This window comes from Gordonia mangrovi, assembly GCF_024734075.1.
GTDB lineage: Bacteria > Actinomycetota > Actinomycetes > Mycobacteriales > Mycobacteriaceae > Gordonia > Gordonia mangrovi.
On the sequence record NZ_CP102850.1, the window covers coordinates 2,352,044 to 2,376,765 of the forward strand.

The 24,722-nt window shown below is 67.9% G+C and carries 28 protein-coding genes; 17 read left to right on the forward strand and 11 right to left on the reverse strand.

Annotated features, from left to right (window positions below):
* The first annotated feature begins 130 nt into the window (after positions 1–130).
* Both msrA and NWF22_RS10700 read left to right on the forward strand, forming a co-directional pair.
* Positions 131–835 (forward strand): peptide-methionine (S)-S-oxide reductase MsrA, encoded by a 705-nt coding sequence (gene msrA / locus NWF22_RS10695; protein ID WP_160901695.1) that lies wholly within the window; start codon positions 131–133, stop codon positions 833–835.
* Positions 836–839: 4 nt separating this feature from the next.
* Complete coding sequence (locus NWF22_RS10700) at positions 840–1,910, forward strand: winged helix DNA-binding domain-containing protein (protein WP_160901696.1); 1,071 nt, start codon at positions 840–842, stop codon at positions 1,908–1,910.
* A 5-nt stretch (positions 1,911–1,915) separates the two neighbouring features.
* Here NWF22_RS10700 and NWF22_RS10705 read toward each other — a convergent pair whose 3' ends face one another.
* Complete coding sequence (locus NWF22_RS10705) at positions 1,916–2,668, reverse strand: VOC family protein (protein WP_160901697.1); 753 nt, start codon at positions 2,666–2,668, stop codon at positions 1,916–1,918.
* Between the two features lie 37 nt (positions 2,669–2,705).
* Here NWF22_RS10705 and NWF22_RS10710 point away from each other — a divergent pair, with 37 nt between their 5' ends.
* The 5 genes from NWF22_RS10710 to NWF22_RS10730 all read left to right on the forward strand — a co-directional run bounded on the left by NWF22_RS10710 (position 2,706) and on the right by NWF22_RS10730 (position 7,130).
* A complete protein-coding gene (locus NWF22_RS10710; RefSeq protein ID WP_160901698.1) occupies positions 2,706–3,554 on the forward strand; it encodes a S49 family peptidase in 849 nt (282 codons plus the stop codon).
* A gap of 443 nt (positions 3,555–3,997) precedes the next feature.
* Positions 3,998–4,333 (forward strand): rhodanese-like domain-containing protein, encoded by a 336-nt coding sequence (locus NWF22_RS10715; protein ID WP_160902151.1) that lies wholly within the window; start codon positions 3,998–4,000, stop codon positions 4,331–4,333.
* A gap of 203 nt (positions 4,334–4,536) precedes the next feature.
* Positions 4,537–5,373, forward strand: a complete 837-nt coding sequence (locus NWF22_RS10720; RefSeq protein WP_258321383.1) for a DUF4328 domain-containing protein — start codon at positions 4,537–4,539, stop codon at positions 5,371–5,373.
* Positions 5,370–6,161 (forward strand): glycerophosphodiester phosphodiesterase, encoded by a 792-nt coding sequence (locus NWF22_RS10725; protein WP_160901700.1) that lies wholly within the window; start codon positions 5,370–5,372, stop codon positions 6,159–6,161. The genes NWF22_RS10720 and NWF22_RS10725 overlap by 4 nt, the downstream gene beginning before the upstream one ends.
* 48 nt (positions 6,162–6,209) lie before the next feature.
* Positions 6,210–7,130: a DUF5926 family protein gene (locus tag NWF22_RS10730; protein ID WP_160901701.1), complete on the forward strand. Its 921-nt coding sequence runs from the start codon at positions 6,210–6,212 to the stop codon at positions 7,128–7,130.
* 12 nt (positions 7,131–7,142) lie between these two features.
* Here NWF22_RS10730 and NWF22_RS10735 read toward each other — a convergent pair whose 3' ends face one another.
* Entirely contained in the window at positions 7,143–7,688 is a 546-nt protein-coding gene (locus NWF22_RS10735) for a ferritin (RefSeq protein ID WP_160901702.1), read from the reverse strand.
* A 93-nt stretch (positions 7,689–7,781) separates the two neighbouring features.
* Positions 7,782–9,251, reverse strand: a complete 1,470-nt coding sequence (locus NWF22_RS10740; protein ID WP_309249740.1) for an LCP family protein — start codon at positions 9,249–9,251, stop codon at positions 7,782–7,784.
* 162 nt (positions 9,252–9,413) lie between these two features.
* Here NWF22_RS10740 and NWF22_RS10745 point away from each other — a divergent pair, with 162 nt between their 5' ends.
* Both NWF22_RS10745 and NWF22_RS10750 read left to right on the forward strand, forming a co-directional pair.
* On the forward strand, positions 9,414–10,328 hold the full coding sequence (locus NWF22_RS10745) for an AurF N-oxygenase family protein (protein ID WP_160901703.1): 915 nt from the start codon (positions 9,414–9,416) through the stop codon (positions 10,326–10,328).
* Positions 10,325–11,008 carry a DUF4873 domain-containing protein gene (locus tag NWF22_RS10750; RefSeq protein WP_160901704.1) on the forward strand — a complete coding sequence of 228 codons (684 nt, stop codon included), beginning with the start codon at positions 10,325–10,327 and terminating at the stop codon, positions 11,006–11,008. Before NWF22_RS10745 ends, NWF22_RS10750 begins: the two co-directional genes overlap by 4 nt.
* Positions 11,009–11,017: 9 nt before the next feature.
* Here the strand turns inward: NWF22_RS10750 and NWF22_RS10755 are convergent, their stop codons facing one another.
* Both NWF22_RS10755 and NWF22_RS10760 read right to left on the reverse strand, forming a co-directional pair.
* Entirely contained in the window at positions 11,018–11,824 is an 807-nt protein-coding gene (locus tag NWF22_RS10755; protein ID WP_160901705.1) for a CPBP family intramembrane glutamic endopeptidase, read from the reverse strand.
* Positions 11,825–11,860: 36 nt separating this feature from the next.
* Positions 11,861–12,616, reverse strand: a complete 756-nt coding sequence (locus NWF22_RS10760; RefSeq protein ID WP_160901706.1) for a DUF2470 domain-containing protein — start codon at positions 12,614–12,616, stop codon at positions 11,861–11,863.
* Positions 12,617–12,769: 153 nt separating this feature from the next.
* Here NWF22_RS10760 and pheA point away from each other — a divergent pair, with 153 nt between their 5' ends.
* A complete protein-coding gene (gene pheA, locus NWF22_RS10765) occupies positions 12,770–13,720 on the forward strand; it encodes a prephenate dehydratase (RefSeq protein WP_258321384.1) in 951 nt (316 codons plus the stop codon).
* Positions 13,720–14,394 carry a histidine phosphatase family protein gene (locus tag NWF22_RS10770; protein ID WP_160901707.1) on the forward strand — a complete coding sequence of 225 codons (675 nt, stop codon included), beginning with the start codon at positions 13,720–13,722 and terminating at the stop codon, positions 14,392–14,394. The genes pheA and NWF22_RS10770 overlap by 1 nt, the downstream gene beginning before the upstream one ends.
* A gap of 33 nt (positions 14,395–14,427) precedes the next feature.
* Here NWF22_RS10770 and NWF22_RS10775 read toward each other — a convergent pair whose 3' ends face one another.
* Both NWF22_RS10775 and NWF22_RS10780 read right to left on the reverse strand, forming a co-directional pair.
* A complete protein-coding gene (locus tag NWF22_RS10775) occupies positions 14,428–14,778 on the reverse strand; it encodes a metallopeptidase family protein (protein ID WP_160901708.1) in 351 nt (116 codons plus the stop codon).
* Between the two features lie 4 nt (positions 14,779–14,782).
* Positions 14,783–15,946, reverse strand: coding sequence for a septum formation family protein (locus NWF22_RS10780; RefSeq protein ID WP_160901709.1), 1,164 nt, complete (start codon positions 15,944–15,946; stop codon positions 14,783–14,785).
* Between the two features lie 124 nt (positions 15,947–16,070).
* On the opposite strand from NWF22_RS10780, the gene NWF22_RS10785 reads away from it, so the two are divergent.
* From NWF22_RS10785 to NWF22_RS10795, 3 genes are all read left to right on the forward strand, one after another.
* Positions 16,071–16,406: an ankyrin repeat domain-containing protein gene (locus NWF22_RS10785; protein ID WP_160902154.1), complete on the forward strand. Its 336-nt coding sequence runs from the start codon at positions 16,071–16,073 to the stop codon at positions 16,404–16,406.
* A gap of 64 nt (positions 16,407–16,470) precedes the next feature.
* Complete coding sequence (gene serS / locus NWF22_RS10790; RefSeq protein WP_160901710.1) at positions 16,471–17,727, forward strand: serine--tRNA ligase; 1,257 nt, start codon at positions 16,471–16,473, stop codon at positions 17,725–17,727.
* 42 nt (positions 17,728–17,769) lie between these two features.
* A complete protein-coding gene (locus tag NWF22_RS10795) occupies positions 17,770–18,711 on the forward strand; it encodes an EamA/RhaT family transporter (RefSeq protein WP_160901711.1) in 942 nt (313 codons plus the stop codon).
* An 8-nt stretch (positions 18,712–18,719) separates the two neighbouring features.
* On the opposite strand, the gene NWF22_RS10800 is transcribed toward NWF22_RS10795, so the two are convergent.
* From NWF22_RS10800 to NWF22_RS10810, 3 genes are all read right to left on the reverse strand, one after another.
* Positions 18,720–19,232: a hypothetical protein gene (locus NWF22_RS10800; RefSeq protein ID WP_160901712.1), complete on the reverse strand. Its 513-nt coding sequence runs from the start codon at positions 19,230–19,232 to the stop codon at positions 18,720–18,722.
* Between the two features lie 289 nt (positions 19,233–19,521).
* A complete protein-coding gene (locus tag NWF22_RS10805) occupies positions 19,522–20,169 on the reverse strand; it encodes a TetR/AcrR family transcriptional regulator (protein WP_160901713.1) in 648 nt (215 codons plus the stop codon).
* Between the two features lie 29 nt (positions 20,170–20,198).
* Positions 20,199–21,779 carry a Rieske 2Fe-2S domain-containing protein gene (locus NWF22_RS10810; protein WP_160901714.1) on the reverse strand — a complete coding sequence of 527 codons (1,581 nt, stop codon included), beginning with the start codon at positions 21,777–21,779 and terminating at the stop codon, positions 20,199–20,201.
* 94 nt (positions 21,780–21,873) lie between these two features.
* Between NWF22_RS10810 and NWF22_RS10815 the strand changes: the two genes are divergently transcribed.
* From NWF22_RS10815 to NWF22_RS10825, 3 genes are read left to right on the forward strand one after another with little or no spacing between them, the layout of a single operon-like run.
* Positions 21,874–22,644: a lysophospholipid acyltransferase family protein gene (locus tag NWF22_RS10815; RefSeq protein ID WP_160901715.1), complete on the forward strand. Its 771-nt coding sequence runs from the start codon at positions 21,874–21,876 to the stop codon at positions 22,642–22,644.
* A 25-nt stretch (positions 22,645–22,669) separates the two neighbouring features.
* Positions 22,670–23,443 carry a lysophospholipid acyltransferase family protein gene (locus NWF22_RS10820; RefSeq protein WP_160901716.1) on the forward strand — a complete coding sequence of 258 codons (774 nt, stop codon included), beginning with the start codon at positions 22,670–22,672 and terminating at the stop codon, positions 23,441–23,443.
* On the forward strand, positions 23,440–24,291 hold the full coding sequence (locus NWF22_RS10825; protein WP_160901717.1) for an HAD family hydrolase: 852 nt from the start codon (positions 23,440–23,442) through the stop codon (positions 24,289–24,291). Before NWF22_RS10820 ends, NWF22_RS10825 begins: the two co-directional genes overlap by 4 nt.
* A gap of 76 nt (positions 24,292–24,367) precedes the next feature.
* On the opposite strand, the gene NWF22_RS10830 is transcribed toward NWF22_RS10825, so the two are convergent.
* On the reverse strand, positions 24,368–24,703 hold the full coding sequence (locus NWF22_RS10830; protein WP_160901718.1) for a hypothetical protein: 336 nt from the start codon (positions 24,701–24,703) through the stop codon (positions 24,368–24,370).
* Between the last annotated feature and the right edge of the window lie 19 nt (positions 24,704–24,722).

Consider the following 24,722-nt stretch of genomic DNA (forward strand, 5'->3'; position numbering starts at 1 on the left):
ACACCCTTCGTCGTCGCTGATCCCATCCGGGAGTGACAATCATCACAGCCCCGACGTGGACGCAATGATAGGCAGACGGCGCGCAATCCATCAACCCGAACCGGTGCCGACGCCGCGTACGATCGGGTGCATGTCGTGGCTTGACCAGCTTCTTTTCTCCCGATCGCACAAACGGGAAATGATCTCGCCCGAGCAGGCTCTGCCGGGCCGGCCCGACGGCATGCCGGTCGCCGACGAACACCTGCTCCTGCATCACCCGATGCGGGGTGACGCCGATTCCGAGTCCCATGGCATCGGGAGTTTCGGGGACGGCCTGTCGGCGGTGGTCCTCGCGGGCGGCTGCTTCTGGGGTATCGAGGAGATCTTCTGGCAGGTGCCCGGCGTGTACACGACCGCCGTCGGCTATGCCGGGGGATATACGCCGAACCCCACCTACAACGAGGTGTGCACCGCTCATACCGGGCACACCGAGGCGGTGCTCGTGGTGTTCGACCCTGACGTGATCGACCTCGAAGGTGTCCTGAGGATCTTCTGGGAGAGTCACGATCCCACTCAGGAGATGCGGCAGGGCAACGACGTGGGCACGCAGTACCGGTCGGCGATCTACACCCTCTCCGAGGCCGACACCGAGGTGGCCGCCGGGACCGCGGAGACCTTCCAGAAGGTGTTGGCCGAGGCGGGTCTGGGGCCCATCGCCACCGAGATCGCGCCGCTGGCCGCCGCCGGTGACGGCATGTTCTACTACGCCGAGGACCATCACCAGCAGTACCTCGCGAAGAACCCGCACGGTTATCGCTGCCACGCCGCCACCGGGCTGCAGTACCCGGCCGGCTGAGCAGGTGGCGCACCAGATCACCACCGGTCAATGGAACCGGACCCTCCTGCATCGCCAGCACTTGCTCGACCGAGTCGCCGAGGACGCCATCGAGGTGCTCGACCGCTGTGTCGGCCTGCAGGCGCAGGACCCCCGCGCGCCGTTCTTCGGACTGGCCTCCCGCATCGCCGATTTCGATCCGCTCGAGCTCGACGAGCTGCTCATCGATCGTGAGGTGGTGCGCATGGCGACGCTACGGTCGACGGTCTGTGCGATGGATGCGGAGGACGCACGGTGGGTGCGGCCGCTCGTGCAGCCGACACTGGACGCCGAACTCGCCACGCATGCACGCGAACTGGGCGAGAGGCGCGCCGCGCAGGTGGTGGCCGAGGCCGGCGATCTGCTGGCCGGCAGGTCGATTTCCGGCACCGAACTCGGTCGCGCGTTGCACCAACGCCACCCCGCGGCGTCACCGGCGACACTCGTCGCGGTGGCGCGCTGTGCCCTGCCGCTGGTCCAGGTGCCGCCACGCGGGCTGTGGCGGGGTTCTGCCGCGCCCACCTATCAGCTGTTCGACGATTGGGTCGGGGCGCGTGAGCCGGCGGTGACCGGCGACGAGGCGCGCCGAGACCTGATCAGGCTGTATCTGCGCGGTTTCGGCCCGGCAACCGTCCAGGGCATCCAGCGGTGGTGCGGGTTGACGAAACTGGGGTCGTTGGTCGAAGAGATGGAGGCCGACTGGGAACTCGTGGAGCGCAGCGGTCCCGACGGAGAACGGTTATTCGACCTGGAGGGCCTCGACATCATCGACGCCGACCGTCCCGCCCCGGTCCGCCTGCTGGCACCGTACGACAATGTGCTTGTCGCACAGGCCGACCGGCAAAGGATCGCCGACGAGGACCGAATTCGCCGCTTGCGCACCCCCAACGGGCGATCACCCGGGTTCGTGTTGGTCGATGGCTGGCTGGCCGGGTCGTGGCACATCGACGACGGGCGCGTCGGTCTTGACTTGATGATCGAGCCGTCGGCAGCGCAACGTGACGAGCTGGACGTCGAAGTCCAACTCCTGCAGGACTTTCTCGACGAACGCGGCTGAGGGTGTCATTGCCCGGTGCGTGGGTTGCGGCTGGTGATGCAATAGCGGCGCCCCACCGGGTCCCGCATCACCGTCCACCGTTCGAAGCGGTCGACGACCTGGGCGCCCCACCCCTCATGCCGCGTCACCTCGTCCTCCACCGCGGTGGCGGCCAGATCGAGGTGGCCCGAAGCCGATGTGCTGGGATCGTCTCGCCCGGTGCGCTGCAAGAGAATTCCCACCGCCAAGGCGGGGTCTCGGGACAGCTGTACCAATTCAGGCCGGCTGGTGGGCCTCGTCGGGCGGCCGGTGATCGCCGACCAGAACTCGACCTCCCGGTCGAAGGCGTCGTGCGGCACGTCGATACACACCTGGTCGATGATGCTGATCGTGTCGCCGGGCCAGCGGATGGGGCGTGACCGCTCGGACTCGCCCTGCCAGGCGACCAGGCAGAACACGAACCCGGCCGGTGACGTCAGCGACATCCAACCCGCGGTGCTGTTATCCCGAATAATGTTGGCGCCGAGTCGCATCGATTCATCGACCGCCGACTTCGGATCGTCCACATGCAGGTCGAGATGCACCCCGCCCGGGCCCTCATGGATTCGCTGGACGCGCAGGTGAGGGTCGCCGTTGAAGGGTTCCAGGGATGCGAACTCGCGGTGCTCGCCACGCGGCGGCGACACCGTGCTGCCGGCGATCGCCCGCCAGAACGTCACCTCGGCGCCGAACTGGTCGGACGGGAAATCCAGGAACGCCGTGAGCCATCGGATCCGCACGCCGAAAGTCTAGTGTCGGCGCACTACACTCGGCCTCATGACCGGTGGACCCTTCAGATCGATGGCCAAGCGTGTGGCGCGTTCGCGTGCCGACCGGGTCGCCGTCGTCCGGCTCGACGGACCGATCGGGGTGGCCGGGATGGGACGCCATGGGATCAGCACCGACGGCCTCGAGCCGGTCCTCAAGCGGGCGTTCGGCACCGAGCACGTCAAGGCCGTCGTCATCGTCATCAACTCGCCCGGTGGGTCGCCCGCACAGTCGGAGTACATCGCCGAGCGCATCCGGCAGCTGTCGGCCGAGAAAGGCGTCCCGGTGCTCGCCTTCTGCGAGGACATCGCGGCCTCGGGCGGGTACTGGATCGCCTGCGCGGCCGACGAGATCTTCGCCGCCCACACCTCGATGATCGGTTCGATCGGTGTGGTGTCGTCGGGTTTCGGATTGTCCGATGTGCTCTCCCGGTTCGGCGTGCAGCGTCGGCTCTACACGGCCGGCGACAACAAGGCTCGACTCGACACCTTCTCGCCGGAGCGACCCGAGGACGTGGAGTGGCTCAAGGGTCTGCAGAATCAGCTGCACGAGGCCTTCATCAGCTGGGTCCGGCAGCGTCGAGGGAAGAAGCTCAACGCGCCCGATGACGAGCTGTTCAGCGGCGACGTCTGGGTGGGCGGCCGCGCGGTGGAGGTAGGGCTGATCGACGCGATCGGCGTCATGCGGTCGGTGATCGCCGAGCGTTACCCGGACGCCGAGATCACCATGATCGACGCTCCCAAGCCGCTGCTGGCGCGGCTACTCGGTGGTCACGTCAGTGTGCAGGACATCGCCCAGAACGCCGTGGCCGGCGCGCTGGGGGTATTCGATCGGCCGATCACCACCGAGCTGCGCTGACCCGGCCCCGGGCGTCCGCAATGATCCTTGGAGCGGAGCAGATGTGCACAATTCTCCCCAAGTTATCCACAGGTCGGCTCGCGATGGGGAAGAATCTTCAGGTGTGACCCGGACATGCACTGCGGTGAAGAATATGTAACGGTGAGCCACCAGTTCGGTGACAACCATCACACCCAGTGTGAGTGCAGTCACAGCAGACCGCAAGGTTGTGCCGGGTTTCTCCACAATTTCCACAGTCTCATCCACAGCTTTATGGTGGCCAATGCACACTACCGGCCAGTTGGCAAAGCAGCATGTGGATAGTTATATGCAGGTCGTCATAGTCGGATTCCCGTCGTGACGTGCGTGTCAATTTGAGTCGTTGTCCGCGAGGTTGTGCACAGGTGTTCGTGGCATGATCCGCGCCCGCGCTCGGGTGGCTGTGCCACCATGGATTCGTGAGTATGGGCGACATCCGACAGGTGCCGGTGACCGAGCTCCCGAACGATTTCACCGACGACGCCGACCGTGTGCTGCTCGATGTCCGCGAGCACGACGAATGGGCGGCCGGGCATGTCCGGGGAGCGCTGCACATCCCCCTCGGCGATGTCCCCACCCGCTTGGGAGAGATCGACCTCGACGCCGAGCTGCTCGTGGTGTGCCACTCGAGTGGGCGGTCGATGCGAGTGCTGCAATACCTGGATCAAATGGGCTACGAGGGCAGCTGTGTGCGCGGCGGGATGCTGGCCTGGGTCGAGCACGGCAAGCCCATCGAGACTCCGAACGCCGAGTCGCAATGATCGACCTGTGCCCGCGGTGCCGCATCCAGGCGCCACACCGCCCTGGACGAGAGCGCTGCCCCCGATGTGGGGGTCCGCTACGTGTCCTCGACTCCGATCTACTCGGGGCCGCGCGACCGGCGGCGCGACCTTCGCCCACGCCTGAGTCGACCGCGGAGCCGACCCGGCCCGGGCTGGCCGCGCCGGCGTCGCGACCGGCTCCGGTGAGCGGTCCGCGTAGCGGCCGGCTCTATCGCAGCCGCCACGTCCGCTGGGTCGCCCGTCGTCCGCCCGAGGCGATCCCGCTGCGTCGGCGTCCCGAGCTCGCCGCCCCGCCCCGCTACATCCCGCGCTATGTCTACATCCCGCAGTGGGGGTTGCGTGACGCACCGGTGGCGCCGGATGCCGCCACCTCGCGCGCCGCCGTGCTGTCCGCAGCGCTCACCCGGGCACTGCACGTCCTGGCCGCAGCGCTCGGGCTGGCCGCGATCGCCCACCTGCTGCGGTACGGCCTGCTGATCGTGAATCGGTCCACTCCGGTCCCGGCATGGACGGACCTGGTCACCTCCACTTTGGTCATCTTCGGTGGCCTGCTCGCCCTCGGCTGCTTCGTCTACACCACCGTCGTGTTCGCGCGGTGGGTGATGGCGATGCGGACCGAGGCCTACCGCGGCGCCGATCGCCGAGACCCGCGGGCGCGGTGGCAGATTCTGTTGCTGGCGGCGGTGCCGCTGGTGAACGTGGTGGGCGTGGCCGTGTTGCTGCATGAAGCGGCGAACGTCCGCGCCGATCTCGATCGCGACCGCACTCGACGTCGATTGACCCGGATGTGGGTGGCCTGGACGATCGTGAACGTCCTCGCGGTGGCCGCGATCGTGACCCGCGTGGTCGCGACGCTGTCGGGCTCGATCCAGACCGGCGCCAACGGGCTGGTGGCGGTCACCGTCTCCGCGGCGTGTTCGGCGGTGTTCGCTCGGTGGCTGGCCGGTCGGCTCGAGGCCACCTTCGCCACGGCACAACACGATCCGGTTCCGTCACGCCGGTGGGTGGTGGCCGCATGACGGGCGCCGAACAGGTCTCCAGGTCGGGCAAGCCCGCCGTCGTCGCCCACCGTGGCGCGTCGGCCGACTTACCCGAGCACACGCTGGCCGCCTACGAACGAGCACTCGCCGAGGGTGCCGACGGGCTCGAATGCGACGTCCGGCTGACCAGCGACCACGAACTCGTCTGCGTGCACGACCGGACCGTCGACCGCACCTCCGACGGAGTCGGTGCGGTCAGCGAGATGTCGCTGGCACAACTGCGCGAACTCGACTTCGGCAGCTGGCATCCGGCCCGCACACAGGCATCGGTGCTGACCCTGCGGGAGCTGATCACGCTCACCCTCGACTGGCGCCGTCCGGTCCGGCTGTTCATCGAGACCAAACACCCGGTGCGCTTCGGCAGCCTCGTCGAGCAGAAGCTGTTGGCGATGTTGCACGAATTCGGCGTCGCGACCCCACCGTCGGCCGATCACAGTCGCGCGGTGGTCATCTCGTTCTCCTCGGCCGGGGTCTGGCGCGTCCGCCGGCATGCGCCGATGCTACCGACGATCCTGCTCGGCGACACCGCCCGGATGCTCGGCGGCAGCGCGGCCACCGCAGTGGGCGCCACCGGGATCGGGCCGTCGGTGGAGACGTTGCGGACGTATCCGGACCTCGTCGACCGTGCCGCCGCCGCGGGCCGGGTCACCTACTGCTGGACGGTCGACGAGCAGCCGGATGTGCAGATGTGCGCCGACCTCGGGGTGCGGTGGGTCGCGACCAACAGGCCCGCCAAGGTGCGTGACTGGCTCGTCACGGTCGACTGAGCGCCTGGGTGGTGACGCCCGGGCGGCACCCCGTGAGAGGGTGGTGACATGGCGAAGAAGAGCAAACGGGGCAGCGGGCCGCGGCCGGGAAGTAATCGGGCCGAGCGGGTCGCCGCCCGCAAGGAGCGTCAGCGGGCGGCGATGGCGCCCCCGCCACGGCCGTTCGCCGGACTGGCCGCCGAATGTGATCTGGTGGCGATGCGCGCCTTCGTCGCCTCGGCGACCGCCGAACTCGGGTCCGACGCGTTGACGCAGGGGTCCGAGCGCAGTGTGTTGCTCGCCAGCATCCTGCCCGGCGCGGTGCGGGCGATCGTCCGCACCACCGAGGCCGGTCCGCAGGGTGTGGTCGCGCTGCAGACGGAGGTGGACCCCGACGACGTCGACCGCGAGATCGCCGACGCGATCGTGTGGTCCACGCAGGCCGCACCGGACGCCGACTTCGTACGCTCGGATGAGCCACCCGCATTGACCGAGGTGATCGCGCCGCAGACCCAGCTCGACATCGTGGTGCACGACGACTTCGCGTGGTGGTTCCCCGCGGGCACCGACGTCCCGGCCGAGTTCGCCGACATGCTCGAGCAGGCCAAGGATTCGATCATGCCCAGCGCGCGGTTGACCGCCAAGAGTGGGATCGGCGCGCCGTGGTGGGTCGATGCCGGTGATCGCGCACACTTGCGCTGGGTCCGCCCGGAGCCCGAGGACGAGGTGATGAACGCTCTGGCGCGGCTCCACGCCGCGGGGCGGCTGACCTTGGGCGAGGGTTCGCGCTTCGCCGGGTCGTTCCGCACCCACGGGTTGCTGGTGCCGGTCTTCGACCTCGACAACGAACTCCACCACGAGGAGTGGACGCCGGGGCTCGATCAGTTCGACGAATGGCTCACCGAGTCACTGGCGGTCGAGGGTGAACTGACCACCGCGGAAGTACGCTCACGCGACGGAATCCGCGGTCGCCAGGTCACTTTGCGCTGAGCGCCTGGACAATCAGAGGTTGCCGCCGGCTGCCGCCGGGGGAGCCGCCGGTGACGCTGCGCTGCCGTTGATCTCGCGTTCGACGAAGTTCTCCAGGTCGAACAGGTTGCCGTGTGCACGCTCGGCGATGGTCTGCAGGGTCGTCATCGTCGCGACCTCCTCGACCTGCTCGGCGAGGAACCACTGCATGAACTGCTCGCCGAGGTAGTCGCCGCAGTCGCGTGCGGCACGGGCGAGTTCGACGATCTGCTCGGTGACCGACTTCTCCTGTGCCAGGGCGAGTTCGATCGGTTCACGATAGTCGGCGAAGTCGGTCCGCGGCACCGGGACACCGGGGATCGCCACGTCGACATCGCGATCGAGAAGATACTGCACGATCATCATCGCGTGGTTGCGTTCCTCGACGGCCTGCGCATAGAAGTGTTTGGCGAGCTGTGGCATGTCGTGGCCGTCGTAGTAGATGGCGACCGCGATGTACTGCTGCGAGGCGGCGAACTCGTTGCCGATCTGTTCGTGCAGCAGCTTACGGAAGACGGTGTCGTCGGTACTCGATGTCATGGTGACCAGAGTAGAGACCGACAAACTTGCCGGTCGGCTCAGCGCAGGCTAACTGAGTTGAGCCTCACCACAATTCGGTGAGGCGATGCTCACCTACCCGCCGATGACCCCGGTCTGGGTGGAGAGCAGGTCCTCGGGGACGGGCGCCCCTTGTCGGATGTAGGTGAAGAACTGTTCGGTGTTGTCGCCGACGGCGAGTGAATCACCGTCGGAGGTGTATTCGCTGCCGCCCGTCGGAGTCGTCGTGGTGATCGGGTCGCCGCGCAGTGACCAGGCGAGCCCGGCCAGGTTCCACAGGTGATCGCCCTCGTCCACGGTGACCGCGTCGACCGCGGAGTTGACGAAGGGAATCAGCCGGAACGGATTCAACAGCACTTCGGGGCTGGTGGCTTTGGCCATCAACGCGCTGAGGAATTTGCGCTGATTCTCGATGCGTTCGAGGTCGGCGTTGGGGAAGGCGCGCGTACGGACCAACCCGAGTGCTTCCTGGCCGTTGAGGTCCTGGCATCCGGCGGGCAGGTTCAACCCCGCCTTGGGGTCGTTGAGGGGTTGGTCGAGGCAGATGTTGACCCCGCCCACCGCGTCGACCACCTGATCGAAGCCGCCGAAGCCGATCTCGACGTAGTGGTCGATGCGCGCGCCGGTCAGTTGTTCGACCGTCTGTACCAGCAGCTGTGGCCCACCGAAGTTGAACGCGGCGTTGATCTTGTGTGATCCCTGACCGGGTATCGGCACGTACAGATCGCGCGGGATGCTGATCAGCATCGCGTCCTCGCCCGGCGGTTTGTACACCATCATGATGGTGTCGGTGCGGGAGCCGTCACTGTCGCCGGTGGACAGTTCGGCGCGTTCGGCGTCGCTGAGCTCGGCGCGCGAGTCGGTACCGACGATCAGCCAGTTCGTGCCCGGGGTGTCCGCCGGCCGGCCGGCGTAGGAGGTCAGCGCATCGGTCCGGTGCAACTTGCTGTCGTAGTAGAACACCAGGCCGATCGACCCCACCACCAACACCAGCAGCGTCACCAGCATCAGCCGGCCCAGACGCAGCCGACGCCGACGCCGCCGCGGCTTCGCCGGGGGCCCACCGGAACGACTGCCCGGGCGTCGCGGACCACCGGGACCGCCGTCGCGCGCCGACGATCCGGCGCGCTGCGGCACCGGTCGTCGCAGACGATCCGCGGCCGGGACGGGTTCGGGTCGCTGCGGCGGGGCATAGCCCTGCCGGTGGTCGGGGCGTGACCCTGCCGGGGAGGCGGAGCCGGACGCATCCGACCAGGCCAGCGGTGGTCGATAGCGCGTATCGTCGTCGCGTCGGTCCCGCAGATGTGCGGTGGCCTCGGGGGGTGCCGGCGGCACGGGATTGCGGCGGGGTCCGGGAGCCTGGCGCGTTCGGCCGGCATCGGGGTGCGGCGGCGGTGGGCGGTGCTGGGGTGAACGGTGCTGGGGTGAACGATGCTGGGGCGAGCCGGGCGGCGGCGCGGCATGCCGAGCGCGGTCGCCGGCGCGCGGAGCGGGTCCCGGTGGGACGTCGCGCCGGCGCATCATCGGCGGATCGGGCTCGTTCATCTCAACCAATGTACGCACAGACGCTGCACGATCCGGGCGCTGCGCTGCGCCGGAACGCGACTCAGAATACATCCACCAACCATTGTGACAGTGAGCATTGACACATAGTCTTCCCGATCCTAGTGTCGGAGGTCACACACGAGTTCGTCCAGGAGGTGGCCGATGGTAGTGACATCGCAGGTGAGACGAGGTGATGCGGACGGCCGCAACGCCATCGCCCGGCGGTTGATCACGGGGTCGGTGAAGAGGTCATACGAACCGGTGGTCGACCTGGACTGGGATCGCGAGCCCGAACCCGACCGATACTTCTTGCCGCCGCGGGCACTCACCCTCGCCGGGACCGAGCTGTGGGCCGGCCTGTCCGAGGAGCAGCGGATCGAGGTGTCGCGCCAGGAGTTGGCCAACATCCTGTCGGTGGGCATCTGGTTCGAGAACCTGCTCAACCGCACCCTGATGGCGCGCCTGATGACCGCCGACGCCGCGTCGGCCACCACCCACTACGCGCTCACCGAGATGGGTGACGAATGTCGGCACATGGTGATGTTCGGCCGGGCCATCGAGTGGGCGGGGGCGCGGCCGTTCCGGATGCGTCTGGCCGAACGCGGCGCCATGACGGTGTTGCCGTATGCACTGCGTGGAAGTCTGCTGTGGGTGGCCGCCCTGGTGGGCGAGGAGATCTTCGATGCGCTCCAGCGCGAGATGCTCGACGACCCGCAGCTGCAGCCGCTGGTCGCCCGGCTGATGCAGATCCACGTGGCCGAGGAGGCCCGGCACATCGGTTTCGCCCGCGACGGCATCATGCGCCGCAAGCCCACCCGCAGCCGGTGGGAGACGTTCGTCGCGGCGAACGGTCATGCGGTCGCCGGGGTGCTGTTCCGCCGGTTGTTCACCAACCCGGCGATGTACCGGCGCGCCGGACTCGACGGGCGTCACGCCGCACGGGTGGCGCGATCCAACCCGCACTTCCGAGAGGTGCAGGTCCGCGGATTCGCCTCGCTCGCAGCGTTCTTCTCCGACGCCGGGCTGATGAGCCGGCTGTCGCGATACGGCTGGCAGCGCGGCGGGTTTCTGCCGTGACCGGAGATCCGACGGTGGCGATCACCGGCAGCGGCGCGCTCGCGCAGCGACTTCGTGCGCGAATTCGCCGGTCCCCGTTGAGCATCGGCGTGCTCGAGGACGGTCGGCGGGCCGGTGTGGTGGTGCGCGACCGTGCCGCGCCCACGGGTGCCTACCTCGATCTGGTGACCGCAGATCGAGAAGGTGAGGTCTTCCTCGACGACCCGCGAGCGCTCGACTACGTGGTCACGATGATCGAGCATCTCGCCATCACCGGTGCCCGGACGGTCGTCGTGCGGCGGCCCGTCGAGAACGAATGGGCGGCCGTCGGGTCGCCCCGGCGCCGCAGGTCCCGGCTACGACGCTTCCGCCCGGACGACTACGACTGGATCGGATCGGAATCCATCGACGACGAGATCGTCGACGCTGCCGCCGTATTGTCGGCCGACGGCGACGAACTGGTGGCGCGATTCCGGGTGCTCGGCCACTTCGAGCCACTCGACGGTCGATATCACTGGGCAGGTACGGTTTTCGGTGACGAGGTACGCCGATGGAAGGAGCGTCGGGTCACCGCGGTGACCGTCGCGATGGACGGCCGCGAACCGGTCGACGCCCGGCTCGCCGAGGTCACACCGACCGGCGCGGTGCGGATCGTGGGAGTGGGCGCACCGCCGTATGCGCTCGATGCGCTGCAGGTGTGACCTGCCCGATCATCCCACCCAGCTCAGATGCTCGTGTAGCAGTGCATATCCGACGAACGCGACGATGTCCATCGTGGCGTGCGCGATCACCAACGGCCACACCCGCGACGTGATCTGGAAGAACCGCCCGAACACCAGCCCCATCACCACGTTGCCGAGCCCGGCACCCACGCCCTGATATAGGTGATAGCCGCCGCGCAACAGTGAACTGGCTGCCAGAGAGGCATTCTCGGAGGCGCCGAGCTGGCGCAGCCGGGTGATGAAGTAGGCCACCACGATGATCTCCTCGGCGGCGGCATTGCCCACCGCGAGGAGGATGAGGATGGGCCACCGCCACCACACGCCGTCGACCTCGCTGGGCACCAGATGGGCGTTGACGCCCAGCGCGCGGGCGACGGCCACCAACGCGAGACCCGGCAGTCCCACCAGCGCGGCGAGCCCGACACCGGCCGGCAGGTCGCGCCGCGGCGGCCGTCGGTCGAGGCCGACCAGCCTCAGAAATCCGCTGCGCCACAACAGATACACACCCAATCCGCCGATCGCGAACAGGCGCAGCGCGCTCATCAGCTGGCGCGCGAAGTCGATCCACCCCAGATCCGACCTCGACGGGTTGAGCGCCACGGTGGTGTTGCCGATACCACCGGCGAGTTGCGCCTCGAGCAACGACAACGCCGCCGAGATCGCGGAGAACAGGAAGGTGAGGACGCCGACGATGACCAGTTCGATGACGATCGCGCGGCGCTCGGTGCGGTCGGTGACGACGGCGAAACCGGCCGGGCGCGCGGGGGACACAACCGATCGCAGCGGGGCGCGCATGATGGCCAGCTTACGGGTCGGGCTGGCCCCCGGTTCTCAGTCCGGCAGGCTGTTGAGGAACGGGCAGCCGGCAAGCGTGCGTAGTGCCTGCGACAGCTCGTGGACATCGGAGACCGGCCGTGCAAACGGAAGCCGCACGTCCGAATCGCCGGCCGGGCCCTCGATCCGGAACCGGATACCGAAGCGGTCCAGGCCCAGCGGCCGCACGCGGCCGTCGCGCAGGTCCTGCGGGAGGCGCCGAGCCAGTTGGCCCACGAGGTCGGCGTGATCGGAGTCCAGATGTGCGATCCAATCGCCCTCGTACTCCCAGAACGGGTCGGGGGCGGCGCCCGCGAGTTCGGCCGACGGTACGGACGCCGCGCCCGCCGAGGTGGCGATGACGGCGGTGTCGATCTGCAGCCGCAGCATCGAGCTGCCGTGGCCGAGGTCGAGCAGTCCGTCGTCGGGATGCTCGGTGGCGATCTCCACGGCCAGTTCGCGTTCCAGGTTCGTCGGGACCGCGTGCAGGGTGCCGTTGAGCCAGACCAGCGACCGCACCCGTTCGCGCAGGTCGATCGGGGCGCAGTCGGTGATCTCGAGCATGGCGGCCAGCCCCTCGGATCGCGCGCCGGTGAATATCACGGCGTCGCCGTCGGTGGGGACCAGGACGAACGCCTGCGACTCGAACAGATGCACCACGTTCACCGGAGTCGGTTCGGCGCCCGCCACCGCGAGGGTTGCCCCGCTGATCTGGCGGCATGCGGTCTGGATCAGTTCGGCGTCCGACGGGCGGTCGGTGACTGCCTGGGTCATGCGCTCCTCGCTCTCAGGTGGGTGCGACCTCTGGAACAGCTGGATTAATAAGGCAACCCTAACCTAAGTGGGAATGGGATGTTCGTCAATACTTCCGATCGTGGGCGTCGAAACGTCGATCGGCTGTGCCGGCGGCTCGACTAGGATCTTGGCGTGTCCGTGTTCGCCTATTTCGGTCCCTCGGGGACCTTCACCGAGATCGCCCTCGACCGACTCCTGACCACCAGGCTTCCGCGTCAGAGCGCGCCGCGCCTCGGCGGCGACGTCGAGAAGGTCGCCGCCAAGAGTCCGGCGGCGACCATCGAGATGGTGCGTGCGGGATCGGCCGACTTCGGGTGTGTGCCGATCGAGAGCTCGGTGGAGGGAGCGGTGCCGGCCACCGCGGACGCGCTCGTGCCGCCGGGTCCGGGCACCGTGGGGCGGGTGCAGGTGTTCGCCGAGGTCGTGCTCGACGTCGCGTTCACCATCGGCGCACGAGAGTCGATGAGACCGGATGATGTGCGCACGGTGGCGGCCTATCCCGTGGCGGCCGCCCAGGTGCGCGAATCCATCGAGAAGCTCTACCCCGATGCGCAATTCGTGACCGCGTCGTCGAATGCGGGTGCTGCCGCCGACGTTGCGGAGGGCAAGGCGGACGTGGCCGTCACCACCTCGTTGGCCGCGGAGCTGTCCGGGCTGGTCGTCCTCGCGGACGGGGTGGCCGACGTCGACGATGCCTACACCCGGTTCCTGCTGATCGGTGCGCCCGCTGCGCCGCCGGCGGCCACCGGCGGCGACCGGACCTCGGTGATCCTCGACCTCCCGAACGTGCCGGGTAGCCTGATGCGTGCGATGGACGAATTCGCCTCACGCGAAATAGATCTCACTCGTATCGAATCGCGCCCTCGGCGTGATGTGCCGGGGTCGTACCGGTTCTACCTCGACGCCGTCGGGCACATCGACGACGGCGCGGTCGGGGAGGCGTTGCGCGCGTTGTACCGCCGCTGTGAGCGGGTCGTGTTCCTGGGATCGTGGCCGTGTGATCGCACGACGGGGTCGCCGCCACCCGACACCGCCGAGAGCATCGCCTGGTTCGAGGGTCTCCGAGTCGGGGAGGTGAGCTAGTGGCGCGGCTGTATCTGGTCCGCCATGGTGAGACCACCTCGAATGTCATGCGCCGCCTCGACACGGCTCTGCCCGGTGCTGCGCTGACCGATTTCGGTGTGCGTCAAGGGGTTCGCTACGCGCTGGAGAATCCGCGCTCGAGCGATGTGGTGTTGGTGAGTTCGGTGGCGCGGCGCGCGCAACAGACCGCAGAGCTGATCGGATCGGTGTGGGAGGTGGATCCCGACATCACCGAAGGTATCCACGAGGTCCAGGTGGGCGACCTCGAGGACCGCTCCGACGACGACGCCCACGGGGTGTTCAAGGACGTCGTCGAGCGCTGGCATCAGGGAGATCTCGGGGCGCGGCTCCCGGGTGGCGAGTCGCTGGCCATGGTCTACGACCGGTATCTGCCGGTCATCGACGACCTGCGGGCCGGACATCTCGAGGGCACCGACCAGCGCGACGTGGTGGTGGTCAGCCACGGTGCGGCGATCCGGTTGATCGCCGCCCGGCTGGCCGGTGTGGACCCGGGCTTCGCCGCGGGGACCCACCTGCGCAACACCGGCTCCATCGAACTGGAATTCTCCGACGGGCGCTGGCGGCTGCATCGCTGGGGTGCCGTCACCGGTCCCTTCGGCCCCCGCATCGACGAACCCCTGGTGACCGGGCCGTCCGCCGATCCGATGGGGTAGTTCTCGAGACCGGTGCGCCATCCACCGAAGACCTCAACCCCATCCGTTGGCGTGCAACCAGTCGTCGCTGATGCCGAAGTGGTGGGCGATCTCGTGGATCACGGTCACCGCGACCTCGTGCACGACCTCCTCGCGGGTGCGGCACATGGCGAGGATGGGGTCGCGATAGATGGTGATGGTGTCCGGGAGGAATCCGCCGTATTCGTGGTCGCGCATCGTGAGGGCGACCCCGTGGTAGAGCCCCAGAATCGAGGGCTCCTCGTCGTTGTGCGGCTCCACCAGGATCACCACATTCGACATGTTGTCGGTCAGCTCGGACGGGATGGTGTCCATCGCATCGGACACCAGCCCGTCGAACTCGTCGTCGGACATTCGCACGGTCATCGGATCACCCGGCCGGGGCCGGCACTTCGGCCGGGTTCGGCGCGATACCCGGCGGCAGCGGCACCGGCGTGGGCAGCGCGCGGCCCGGTGGGGCCTGCGGCGGCGGGACCGGCAGCTTGCCGTTGATCAGCAGGGTGGAGCGCGCATCGCCGACCAGGGTGGCGAAACCGCCACGATCGGGTAGCCCCAGGTAGCACACCGCCGTCCGGCTGCCCGCGAGCCAACTGGGCTCCGACAGCACCGACCACTGGACGTTCAATGTGGTCGCGTCGAGTTTCTGTTTGCCGCCGAGGAAGCGGTCGGCCTGCACGGGGCAGATCGACTGCAGGTAGTCGTTCTGCGCTTCCACCTCCGGCCACGGCTTGCCCGACAGCGGATTGCCGAACCGTTGGGACAGCACGACGGTGCCGGTGGTCTGGAAGGCGTGGGCCTCGGTGCAGTTCACCGCGACCCCCGTGGGCTTTCGCGTGGCCGGGTCGATGCCGATACAGGTCCCGGGTGGCCACTGGAAGGACTGGTCCTGTTCGGCCACGCGGCCCACGAATTGGTCGGCCGTGCCGTCCGCGCCGGTCTGCTGCAGGCCACAACGCAGCTCGCGCGCACCCTTGTCCCATTGCACCTGCGACGGGTACATCATGCCGACGGAGAACCGACCCTGTGGATCGAGTCGACCGTCGAGGTAGGCGTCGACGATCACCGGGCACTGCTCGTCACGAATCGCGGCGAAGCGCTCGGCGCCGGGCCACGACGCGCTCTCGCCGAACTCCGACCCCGGCAGCAGAGCGGTGTCGAGCGGACCGGCGACCTCGAACCGGTGTTGCTGGTCGCACGCGACCTGGGTGGGGTCGCCCGGGTTGTCGACCCCCCAGTCGAGACAGTCCCCGGTGACCGACTGTGTGAAGGCGTTCTCGGCCAGCCGCTCGCCCTCACCGATGTCGGTGCCGCCGACGCTGCCGCTCTCGTTGAACACGCCCATGGCCAGGGCGATCGCGCCGGCCACGATGGCGCCGATGATCACCGCCGACAGCACGACCCGCACGGGATGACGCAGCAGCGAGTGCCGCCAGCCGCGGCCGTCGCCATCGTCGTCGCGCCCGGTGTCGTCGCCGGGCACGCTCACCCAGTCGTCGTCGGCCCCGGCCCGCGGGGTGTCGTCATCGCCGTTCATCAGGATCCATCATGCCTGTTGCGTCGACAGGGGAGTATCTACACTCGCGACGGTGACTTCCGAGACCCCCGAACCCGGCGCGGTCCCCGACGAGGTGGCCGAACTCGCCGGACGATTGTTCGACATGGCCCGCGCTGGCGACGCGCAGACCCTCGCCGCCTATCTCGATGCCGGTGTGCCGGCCGACCTGCGCAACCAGGCCGGTGACTGTCTGCTCATGCTCGCCGCCTATCACGGTTCCGCGGACACGGTGACGGTGTTGATCGAGCGTGGCGCCGACGTCGACGCGGTGAACGACAAAGGCCAGACGCCGCTGGCCGGGGCGGTGTTCAAGGGGCACGACGACGTCGTCGCCGTGCTGGTCACCGCGGGTGCCGATCCGTACGCCGGGACCCCGACCGCGCACCATGCGGCGCAGATGTTCGGTCGCGCCGACTACACGCGCCACTGGCAGGCGTGAACCCCGGGCGAACCGACCAGCGGGCGCGACAAAGCGTGCGGGTGTCTCCAGTAGGGTTTCAGACGTGATCGACCTGAAGATTCTTCGTGAGAACCCCGACCTCGTGCGCACGTCGCAACGTACCCGGGGTGAGGATCCCGGTCTGGTCGACGCGCTGCTGGACGCCGACGCCGCGCGCCGTGCCGCCATCGTCGAGGCCGACGGTCTGCGGGCGGAGCAGAAGGCGCTCGGCAAGCAGGTCGGGAAGGCGCAAGGCGAGGAGAAGGCGGCGCTGCTCGCCAAGGGCAAGGAACTAGCCGAGCAGGTGAAGGCGGCGGTCGCGCGGCAGAACGAGGCCGACGAGGCGGCCAAGGCGGCGCATCGCGCCATCTCCAACCTGGTCGAGGAGGGCGCCCCGGCCGGCGGTGAGGACGATTTCGTGGTCCTCGAGCACGTCGGTGAACCGCGCCAGATCGAGAACCCGAAGGATCACCTCGAACTCGGCGAGTCGCTCGGTCTCATCGACATGGAACGCGGCGCCAAGGTGTCGGGCTCACGCTTCTACTTCCTCACCGGCCAGGGTGCGCTGCTGCAGCTCGGACTGCTCAACATGGCCGCGCAGAAGGCCGTCGCCAACGGCTTCACCCTGATGGTCCCGCCGGTGCTGGTGCGCCCGGAGATCATGGGTGGCACCGGCTTCCTGGGTGCGCATGCCGACGAGATCTACCACCTCGAAGACGACGACCTCTATCTGGTCGGCACCTCGGAGGTGCCATTGGCGGGTTATCACTCCGACGAGATCATCGATCTGACCGACGGCCCCAAGCGTTATGCCGGGTGGTCGAGCTGCTTTCGGCGGGAGGCCGGCAGCTATGGCAAGGACACCCGCGGCATCATCCGTGTGCACCAGTTCGACAAGGTCGAGGGCTTCATCTACTGCACACCCGAGGACGCCGCGGCCGAGCACCAGAAGCTGCTCGGCTGGGAGCGCGAGATGCTCGCGGCGATCGACGTCCCCTACCGAGTGATCGATGTCGCCGGCGGTGACCTCGGATCGTCGGCGGCCCGCAAGTACGACTGTGAGGCGTGGGTGCCGACGCAGGGCACCTACCGCGAACTGACCTCGACGTCGAACTGCACGACGTTCCAGGCGCGTCGGCTGTCGATCCGCTACCGCGACGAGAACGGCAAGCCGCAGATCGCCGCCACGCTCAACGGCACACTCGCCACGACCCGGTGGATCGTGGCGATCCTGGAGAACCATCAGCAGCCCGACGGCTCGGTGAAGCTGCCGCCGGAACTCGCCCGATTCGTCGGTGCCGAAGTCCTCGAGCCCCGCTGATCCGGACGGTGAGGTTCCGGTGGATGAGGTGATCTCGGTCCGATGACCGCCGGAATCGTCATCGCGGTGATCGGTTCGTTCGCCTTTGCCGCGGCTGCGGTGCTGCAGGCGTTGGGCGCCGATCAGGTCGCGCAGCGCGCCGCGGTGCGTGAGGAGCGGCGCCAGTCGTCGAAGGCGCATCCGTCGCTGCGGTCGACGGTCGCGACGATGCTGACCGTTCCGTTTCTGGTGGGCTTCGTCTTCGACATCGTCGGCTTCGTGGCGACGATCCTGTCCGCGCGGCTGATCCCGCTGTTCCTGTCGCAGACCATCATCTCCGCACGGCTGGTCGCGACGGCACTGCTGGCAATGGTCGTGCTGCATGTGCGGTTGGCGGTGCGGGACTGGATCGCCGGCACCGTGGTGGTGGTCTCGCTGGTGTTGCTGGCGGTGTCGGCCGGCCGCGAGGGCACCGAGAACGAGCGGTGGATGCACTGGGCGGTGCTGATCGCCGGGCCCCTCCTGTTCGGGCTCGGTCTGCTGTGTATGCGGATGCTGCACAGGCACATCGCCGCGGCAACCGGGCTGATGGCGGGCGCGGTGTTCGGGGTCATGGCCATCGCTTCACGCATCGTCGACGGCCTCGACACCCTGGACCCGGTCGCCATGTTCACCGATCCGGCGCTGTATGCCCTGTTGTTCAGCGGGATCGGCGGGTTCTACCTGTTCACCGTTGCGCTGCAGACGGGTTCGGTGAACGGTGCGGCCGCCGCGTTGGTGGTGGGGCAGACGGTGCTGCCCGGCGCGGTCGGCATCGTGTTCCTCGGCGACGTCACGCGCGCCGGGTGGGGTCCGGTGGCGATCGTGGCATTCATCGCCGCGGTGGCCGGTGGGGTGGCGTTGGCGTCGTCGGGTGCGGTGACCGCGGTGGAGTCCGCCGATGCCACCAACATGCCTACGGGCTATGGACATCCGCCTCGGGAGACGAGGCGGATGTCCGATTGAGATGGTGATCAGCCGCCGGACGTCTCGATCTCGCCGTCGAAGGCGAACGGGGTGTCGGTGGGTGCGCAGCCGGTGAAGCTGCTGGTCAGCATCGGTCCGTTGACGCCGACCATGTCGCTGCGGCCGTCGGTGCCCTCACGCACGGTGATCTGCACGGCCGCGGCATCCTGGAATTGATCGGGCAGGCCAACCGGCTCGATGTCGCTGATCGGGTACACCAGCGACGCCGTGTCGCCGTTGACGTAGATGCAGGAGATCGGGCCGGTGACCTCGATCGGAGTCGGGTCGCTGCCGTTGAGCACGGTGGCCGTATACGTCCCACCGGTCTCACCCGACCCGTCGCGAGCGCCCTCGGCGTCGATGCGCAGCAGGTGTAGCTCGGGTGTCAGCGCGAGGTCGCCCTGGATGCTGAGAGCTGCGGGTTCGGCCGCGGGTGCCGATGTGGCAGCGGCGGTGGTGGCGCCGACCGCGAGCCCGGAAGCCGCCAGTGCCGATGCGGCGAGGCGAGCAGTTCTGTTCATGGTGTGCCTCCTTCTCGAGTCCCCCGACCCATCAATGGGTCCCGACCCTGAGAGGAGTAACCCGCATCCCGCCATCTCAATCGTCCGCGGTCACGGCACTTGCAGTCGTCTGTCACCGGAGCGGCTGTGCGCTGGGCGGACCTCGCTCCGGTGATCCCCCGACGGAAATGTGAGAACGATGTGTCCCACAATGTCGGAAAAGGTAACACGAGGCCACCCCCGTCGGCAACGAACGTGCAGGTATGGGAACGGATGGCCGCGGGCAAAGTCCACGTGGGCTCGGGGCCGGTCAGGGTACGGCGTCTGGCGGGAGGGTGCGCCGGGCGGCCAGCGCGACGATGACGGCCACCAGCATGTCGATCACATCGTCGCGGTGGGGCCGGTCCGTGCTGCTCGTCCATAGATGGCCGGCCTCGGTCAGCGCGCCGATGAAGGCCGCCGCCTCGTAGGTGAAGCCGAAGGGCGACTCGTCGAGCCCGCCGATCTCGGCAGCGGCGACACCGAAGAATTCTGTCCATTGCGCACGGGACTGCACCCGATGACTCTCCACTCGCGCGCTGACACCACCGATCTCGACAAAGGCGACGCGCATCCGGCGTGGATCGGTCGCCACCGAATCGAAGAAGGCGGCGATCGCCGGGCGCACCCGATCCTCCAGGCTGAGCTGCGGGCCGCGAACCCCGGTGAACGCGGCGAGTACAGCGGCGCGGGCCTGCGCATGGATCATGTCGTATACCGCGATCAGCAGATCCTCACGGCTGTCGAACAGTTCGTAGAACTGGCGCCGAGACAAGCCGGCGGCTGCGCAGATCGCCGAGACCGTGCCCCGGGCGTAACTCTGGGTGCCGAAGACCTCCAGGCCGGCGGACATGAACCGGTCCTGACGGTCGGCGCGACGTTCGGTGACCGGGCGTCCCCGATATGACCGTTGTGCCATGGTGCGTCCTGTGGCCTAGATGTGTGTCATCAGGAGTCCAGGCGTTGTGCGCGCAATTCGTGGCCTTTCGAGGTCAGGCAGCGACCCGATGTCAGATCCCATTGCCATCCATGCAGATTGCAGGTGAGCTTCTCGCCTTCGACGACGCCGAACTTGGACAGATCTGCCTTCAGATGCGGGCAGCGGCGCTGCATCTCCCAACCGTCCTTGACGATCGAGGCCGAATCGTCGTGCGCCTCGGCGAACCATCCGTCGGCATAGGCGATCCGCTCGTCGGTCAGACATTTGAAGAAGGTGTAAAGGTATTCGTTGTAGCCACCGATGCGCCACGTGGTGAATCGGGTCGAGAGGAAGATCGTGTTGACCCAGTCGGGTTCGTCGTCGCGCAGCACGGTCCGGACGAGCTCGGGTGCGATCCGGAAGCCGTAGCGGTATTTGCCTTCTCCCTCCTTCGGTTCGCGCACGATGCGGTTGGGGAAGTCGAGCACCACCTTTTCCTCACCCATGACGAGCCCGACCGGGTAACCGATGCCGTCACAGATCAGATCCGACTGCGCCATGATCGGCTCGAAGAGTTCTTTGAGGGCCGGCAGCAGCGGGTCGCCGTCGGCCGGTGCCCAGGTGGCCTTCTCGGCCGCGATGACCGGGGCGAACTTCTCCTTCATCTTCTCGAGGTAGGCGCGTTTGTTGTCACCGAAGACCTCGCCCGGCGGGTACGGGTGCGAGACCTCGTTCAGCGTTTCGCCGGTGAAGTCGGCGACCGAACCCGACACCATCATCAGACCGCGATGCTTCTCGCCGTCGTCGGTGCCGTGCAGGCGCATCTGTTCGAGAAATGTCTCCTGGTCGGGGAAGATCGACGTCTGGTCGGCTCCTTCGACGCCGGACCCGAAGTCGTTGAGGCCGAACAGATCCTCGTCCAGGAACATCGGCGGTCCGGCGGACGGCACCACCCAGGTGGCCCCGACCTGGTCGATGTAGGAACGGGCCCGATCCATCCCGCGCTGCCGCTTCTGTGCGGCGAAGTTCGCCTTCGACTTGCGGGGGATGTCGTAGACCATCGGATACCAGATGGCACCCGAATACTGCAGCAGGTGCACGTCGACGTGACCGAACTCGTCGGCGATGACGTCGAGGTCGATGGGCCGGGCGTCGTTCATGTTGAAGCAGGTCGTCTCGCCGTCGGAGACGATGAGACCGCTGTCGCCGATGGGGCCGTCGGCGGGGGCGCGCAACGCGATGATCATCACGTCGAGCGATCCCTTGGGCCCGCTGACCGTCGTCTTCACCGAGTCCTCGGTCTCCACGAACTTGTGGAATCCGAGCTTCTCGAGTTCGCCCTTGAGATCGGGCACCGGATAGTCGGGCAGCAGGACGGTCGCATCCTTGTTGACGTTCTCGCGCAGGTTGCGTTCGTCGAAGTGGTCGCGATGCAGATGCGAGACGTAGAGGTAGTCGCAGTCGCCGAGCGCTGCCCAGTCGAGTTCGGAGTTGTCGGGGAACGGCACCCACGACGCGAAATACGCGGGATTGACCCACGGATCACAGAGGATCGAACCGGCCGCGGTCTGGATGTGGAAACCGGCATGGCCAACGCTGGTGATCTGCAACTTCTCGCCTCCTCGCGCTCGAGCCGCCGGGTAGTGGCCCGAGATCAAAATCGGCTCCCAGGGTAACGCCTCGGCCATGGCCTAAGCTCGACGCATGGAACCGGTCTACGACGCTGTGATCACCACCGCACGCCTGTTGTGGCTGGCCGAGGGCCTGAAGTTCGAGGTGTCCGGGGTGGAGAACGTACCCACCGACGGTGCCGGTGTGGTCGCCATCAATCACACCGGCTACATGGACTTCACCTACGCGGGCATCCCGGCCTTTCTCCAGGGACGTCGCAAGGTGCGGTTCATGGCGAAAAAGGAGGTCTTCGACAACAAGATCTCCGGACCGATCATGCGAGCGCTCAAACACATCCCGGTCGACCGGGCCAGTGGGGCGCAGAGCTATCACGAGGCCGTCGAGAACCTCAAGCGCGGGGAGCTCGTCGGGGTGTATCCGGAGGCGACCATCAGCCGTAGCTTCGAACTCAAGGCGTTCAAGTCGGGCGCGGCGCGGATGGCGCTGGAATCGGGTGCGCCCATCATCCCCACGGTGATCTGGGGTGCGCAGCGGGTGTGGACCAAGGGCCATCCCAAGAACCTCTGGCGCAGCAACGTCAAGATCATGATCGGCGTCGCCGAACCCATCGAACCGGTCGGCACGGCCGAGGAGATCACCGCGCGGCTGCACGAGGTGATGGGCAAGAAGCTGCTCGAACTGCAGGACGCCTACGGTGAGCATCCCGCCGGCGAATACTGGGTGCCCGCGCGCCTGGGCGGGTCGGCGCCCACTCTCGAGGAGGCCAACCGGATGGATGCCGAGGAACAAGCGGCCAAAGCGGCCCGCCGCGCCGAGCGAGAGGCGGGCGGCGAGGTCTCCTGATCGCCCCCGACTACCCTGGCTCAACATGGAACCGGTGTACCGGACGCTCGAGGTCATCGCGAATGGCTTGGTGCGTGCGCAGGGGCTGGACCTGCGGTTCTCGGGTCTGCAGAACATCCCGCGCGCCGGTGGGGCGGTGCTGGCCGTCAATCACACCAGCTATGTCGACTTCCTGCCGCTGGCGCTCGGGCTGTACCGGGTCGGCCGGCGCACCCGGTTCATGATCAAGTCCGAGGTGATGGATGTGGCGATCATGCGTTTCCTGGTCAACCACACCAAGACGGTGCCGGTCGACCGATCCATGGGCGCCGATGCGTATCGCGCGGCCGTCGGCGAGCTCCGCGACGGGGAGATCGTCGCGGTGTACCCCGAATCGACGATCAGCCGCAGTTTCGAGCTCAAGGAGTTCAAGACCGGCGCGGTGCGCATGGCCGGTGAGGCGGGCGTGCCGATTGTGCCCGCGATCGTGTGGGGTGCGCAGCGGCAGTGGACCAAGACCGACACCGGCGAGCGGCAGATCGGGCGCAGCCGGCTGCCCGTCGCGGTGAGCTACGGCGAGCCTGTGCAGGTCGCCGCGGACGAGGAATCGCACGCGGCCACGGCGCGCCTGCGAGAGGAGATGACGACGTTGTTGCACCAGGTGCAGGACGACTACGACCCGCACCCCGCCGGTGAGTTCTGGGTGCCGGCCCGGCTCGGTGGCTCGGCGCCGACACCGGAGGAGGCCCGGGTGATCGAAGATGCCGAGGCGATGGCGAAGGCCGCCGCGCGGGCGCAGAAGGCGCGAGGTCAGCGGTGAACCCCGGTCCCTCAGATACTTTCGGCCCACCCACGCTGATCGCCTCAGATGTCGACGGCACTCTCATCGACGACGAGAATCGCGTGTCGCGCAGGACGATCGACGTCTTGGCCGCAGCGGTGGACCGAGGCGTCGATTTCGTGCTGGCCACCGGCCGCCCGCCGCGCTGGATCGCCGAGATCACCGACCAGCTCGAGGGCACCGCCGCGCACGTGCGATACGCGGTGTGCGCCAACGGCGCCATCCTCTACGACGTCGCACATGATCGGGTGATCTCGGCCGCCACAATGGAACCCGACATCCTCGAGAAGCTCGTCGACAGCGCCTATCGCCAGCTCCCCGGATGTGGCATCGCGGCCGAGCGGGCCGGCCGGTCCGCCTACGACGCCGCCACCCCACCGTTCGTCGCGACCTCCGGATATCGGCACGCCTGGCTCAATCCCGACCACATCGAGGTCGGCGACGACGAGGTGTACACCGAGCCGGCCGTCAAACTCCTTGTCCGCCAGCCCGATATGCGCAGCGACGAGATGGCGGCACGACTGAAGGACGCGGTCGACGGATTGGCGCAGATCACCTTCTCCACCGACAACGGGCTGGTGGAACTGTCGGTGCCCGACACGCACAAGGCCTCCGGGCTGCGCCGCATCATCGACGTGGCCGACCTCGACGCGTCGTCCACCATCGCCTTCGGCGACATGCCCAACGACGTCGAGATGCTCACCTGGGCCGGGCGCGGTGTCGCGATGAGCCACGGCCACCCGGCCGCTCTGGCCGCCGCCGACGAGATCACCGTCGGCAACAACGAGGACGGGGTCGCGCGGGTGCTGGAGCGGTGGTTCGGGTAGGAGCTCGCTACCGCGCACTGCTCGCCGCCTCCTGGTCGCGAGTGAGGTGAACGTTGCGGTTTTCGGCACGTTGGACTCACTCGGCAGGGGCGTGCGGCCTACGTGGCCGGTAGCACCCGGCGCACATGGTCTTGATGCGCGGGAGGTCGTCACGTGTTGAACCGCGTTTGCCGCAGAACTCGCAGACAGATCGCGACTCGTCGGTCGATGCCCCGATCAGAACCTCGCAGACACCCCGCGTGAACTCGTCGACAGACTCGCCGTAGTCCAGGTGGCACCGCAGCGTGCCGTACTTCTCCTTGATCTGGACGTAGGCGAAATCAGAGGTGACCGAAGTGAGTTGCCGATGGAGACGCGCCAGGAGCGGATACCAGCCGCTGTACACAGTGCAGTCGATCTCTGGCCGCGTCATCTCTGCAGGCAGATGCGCC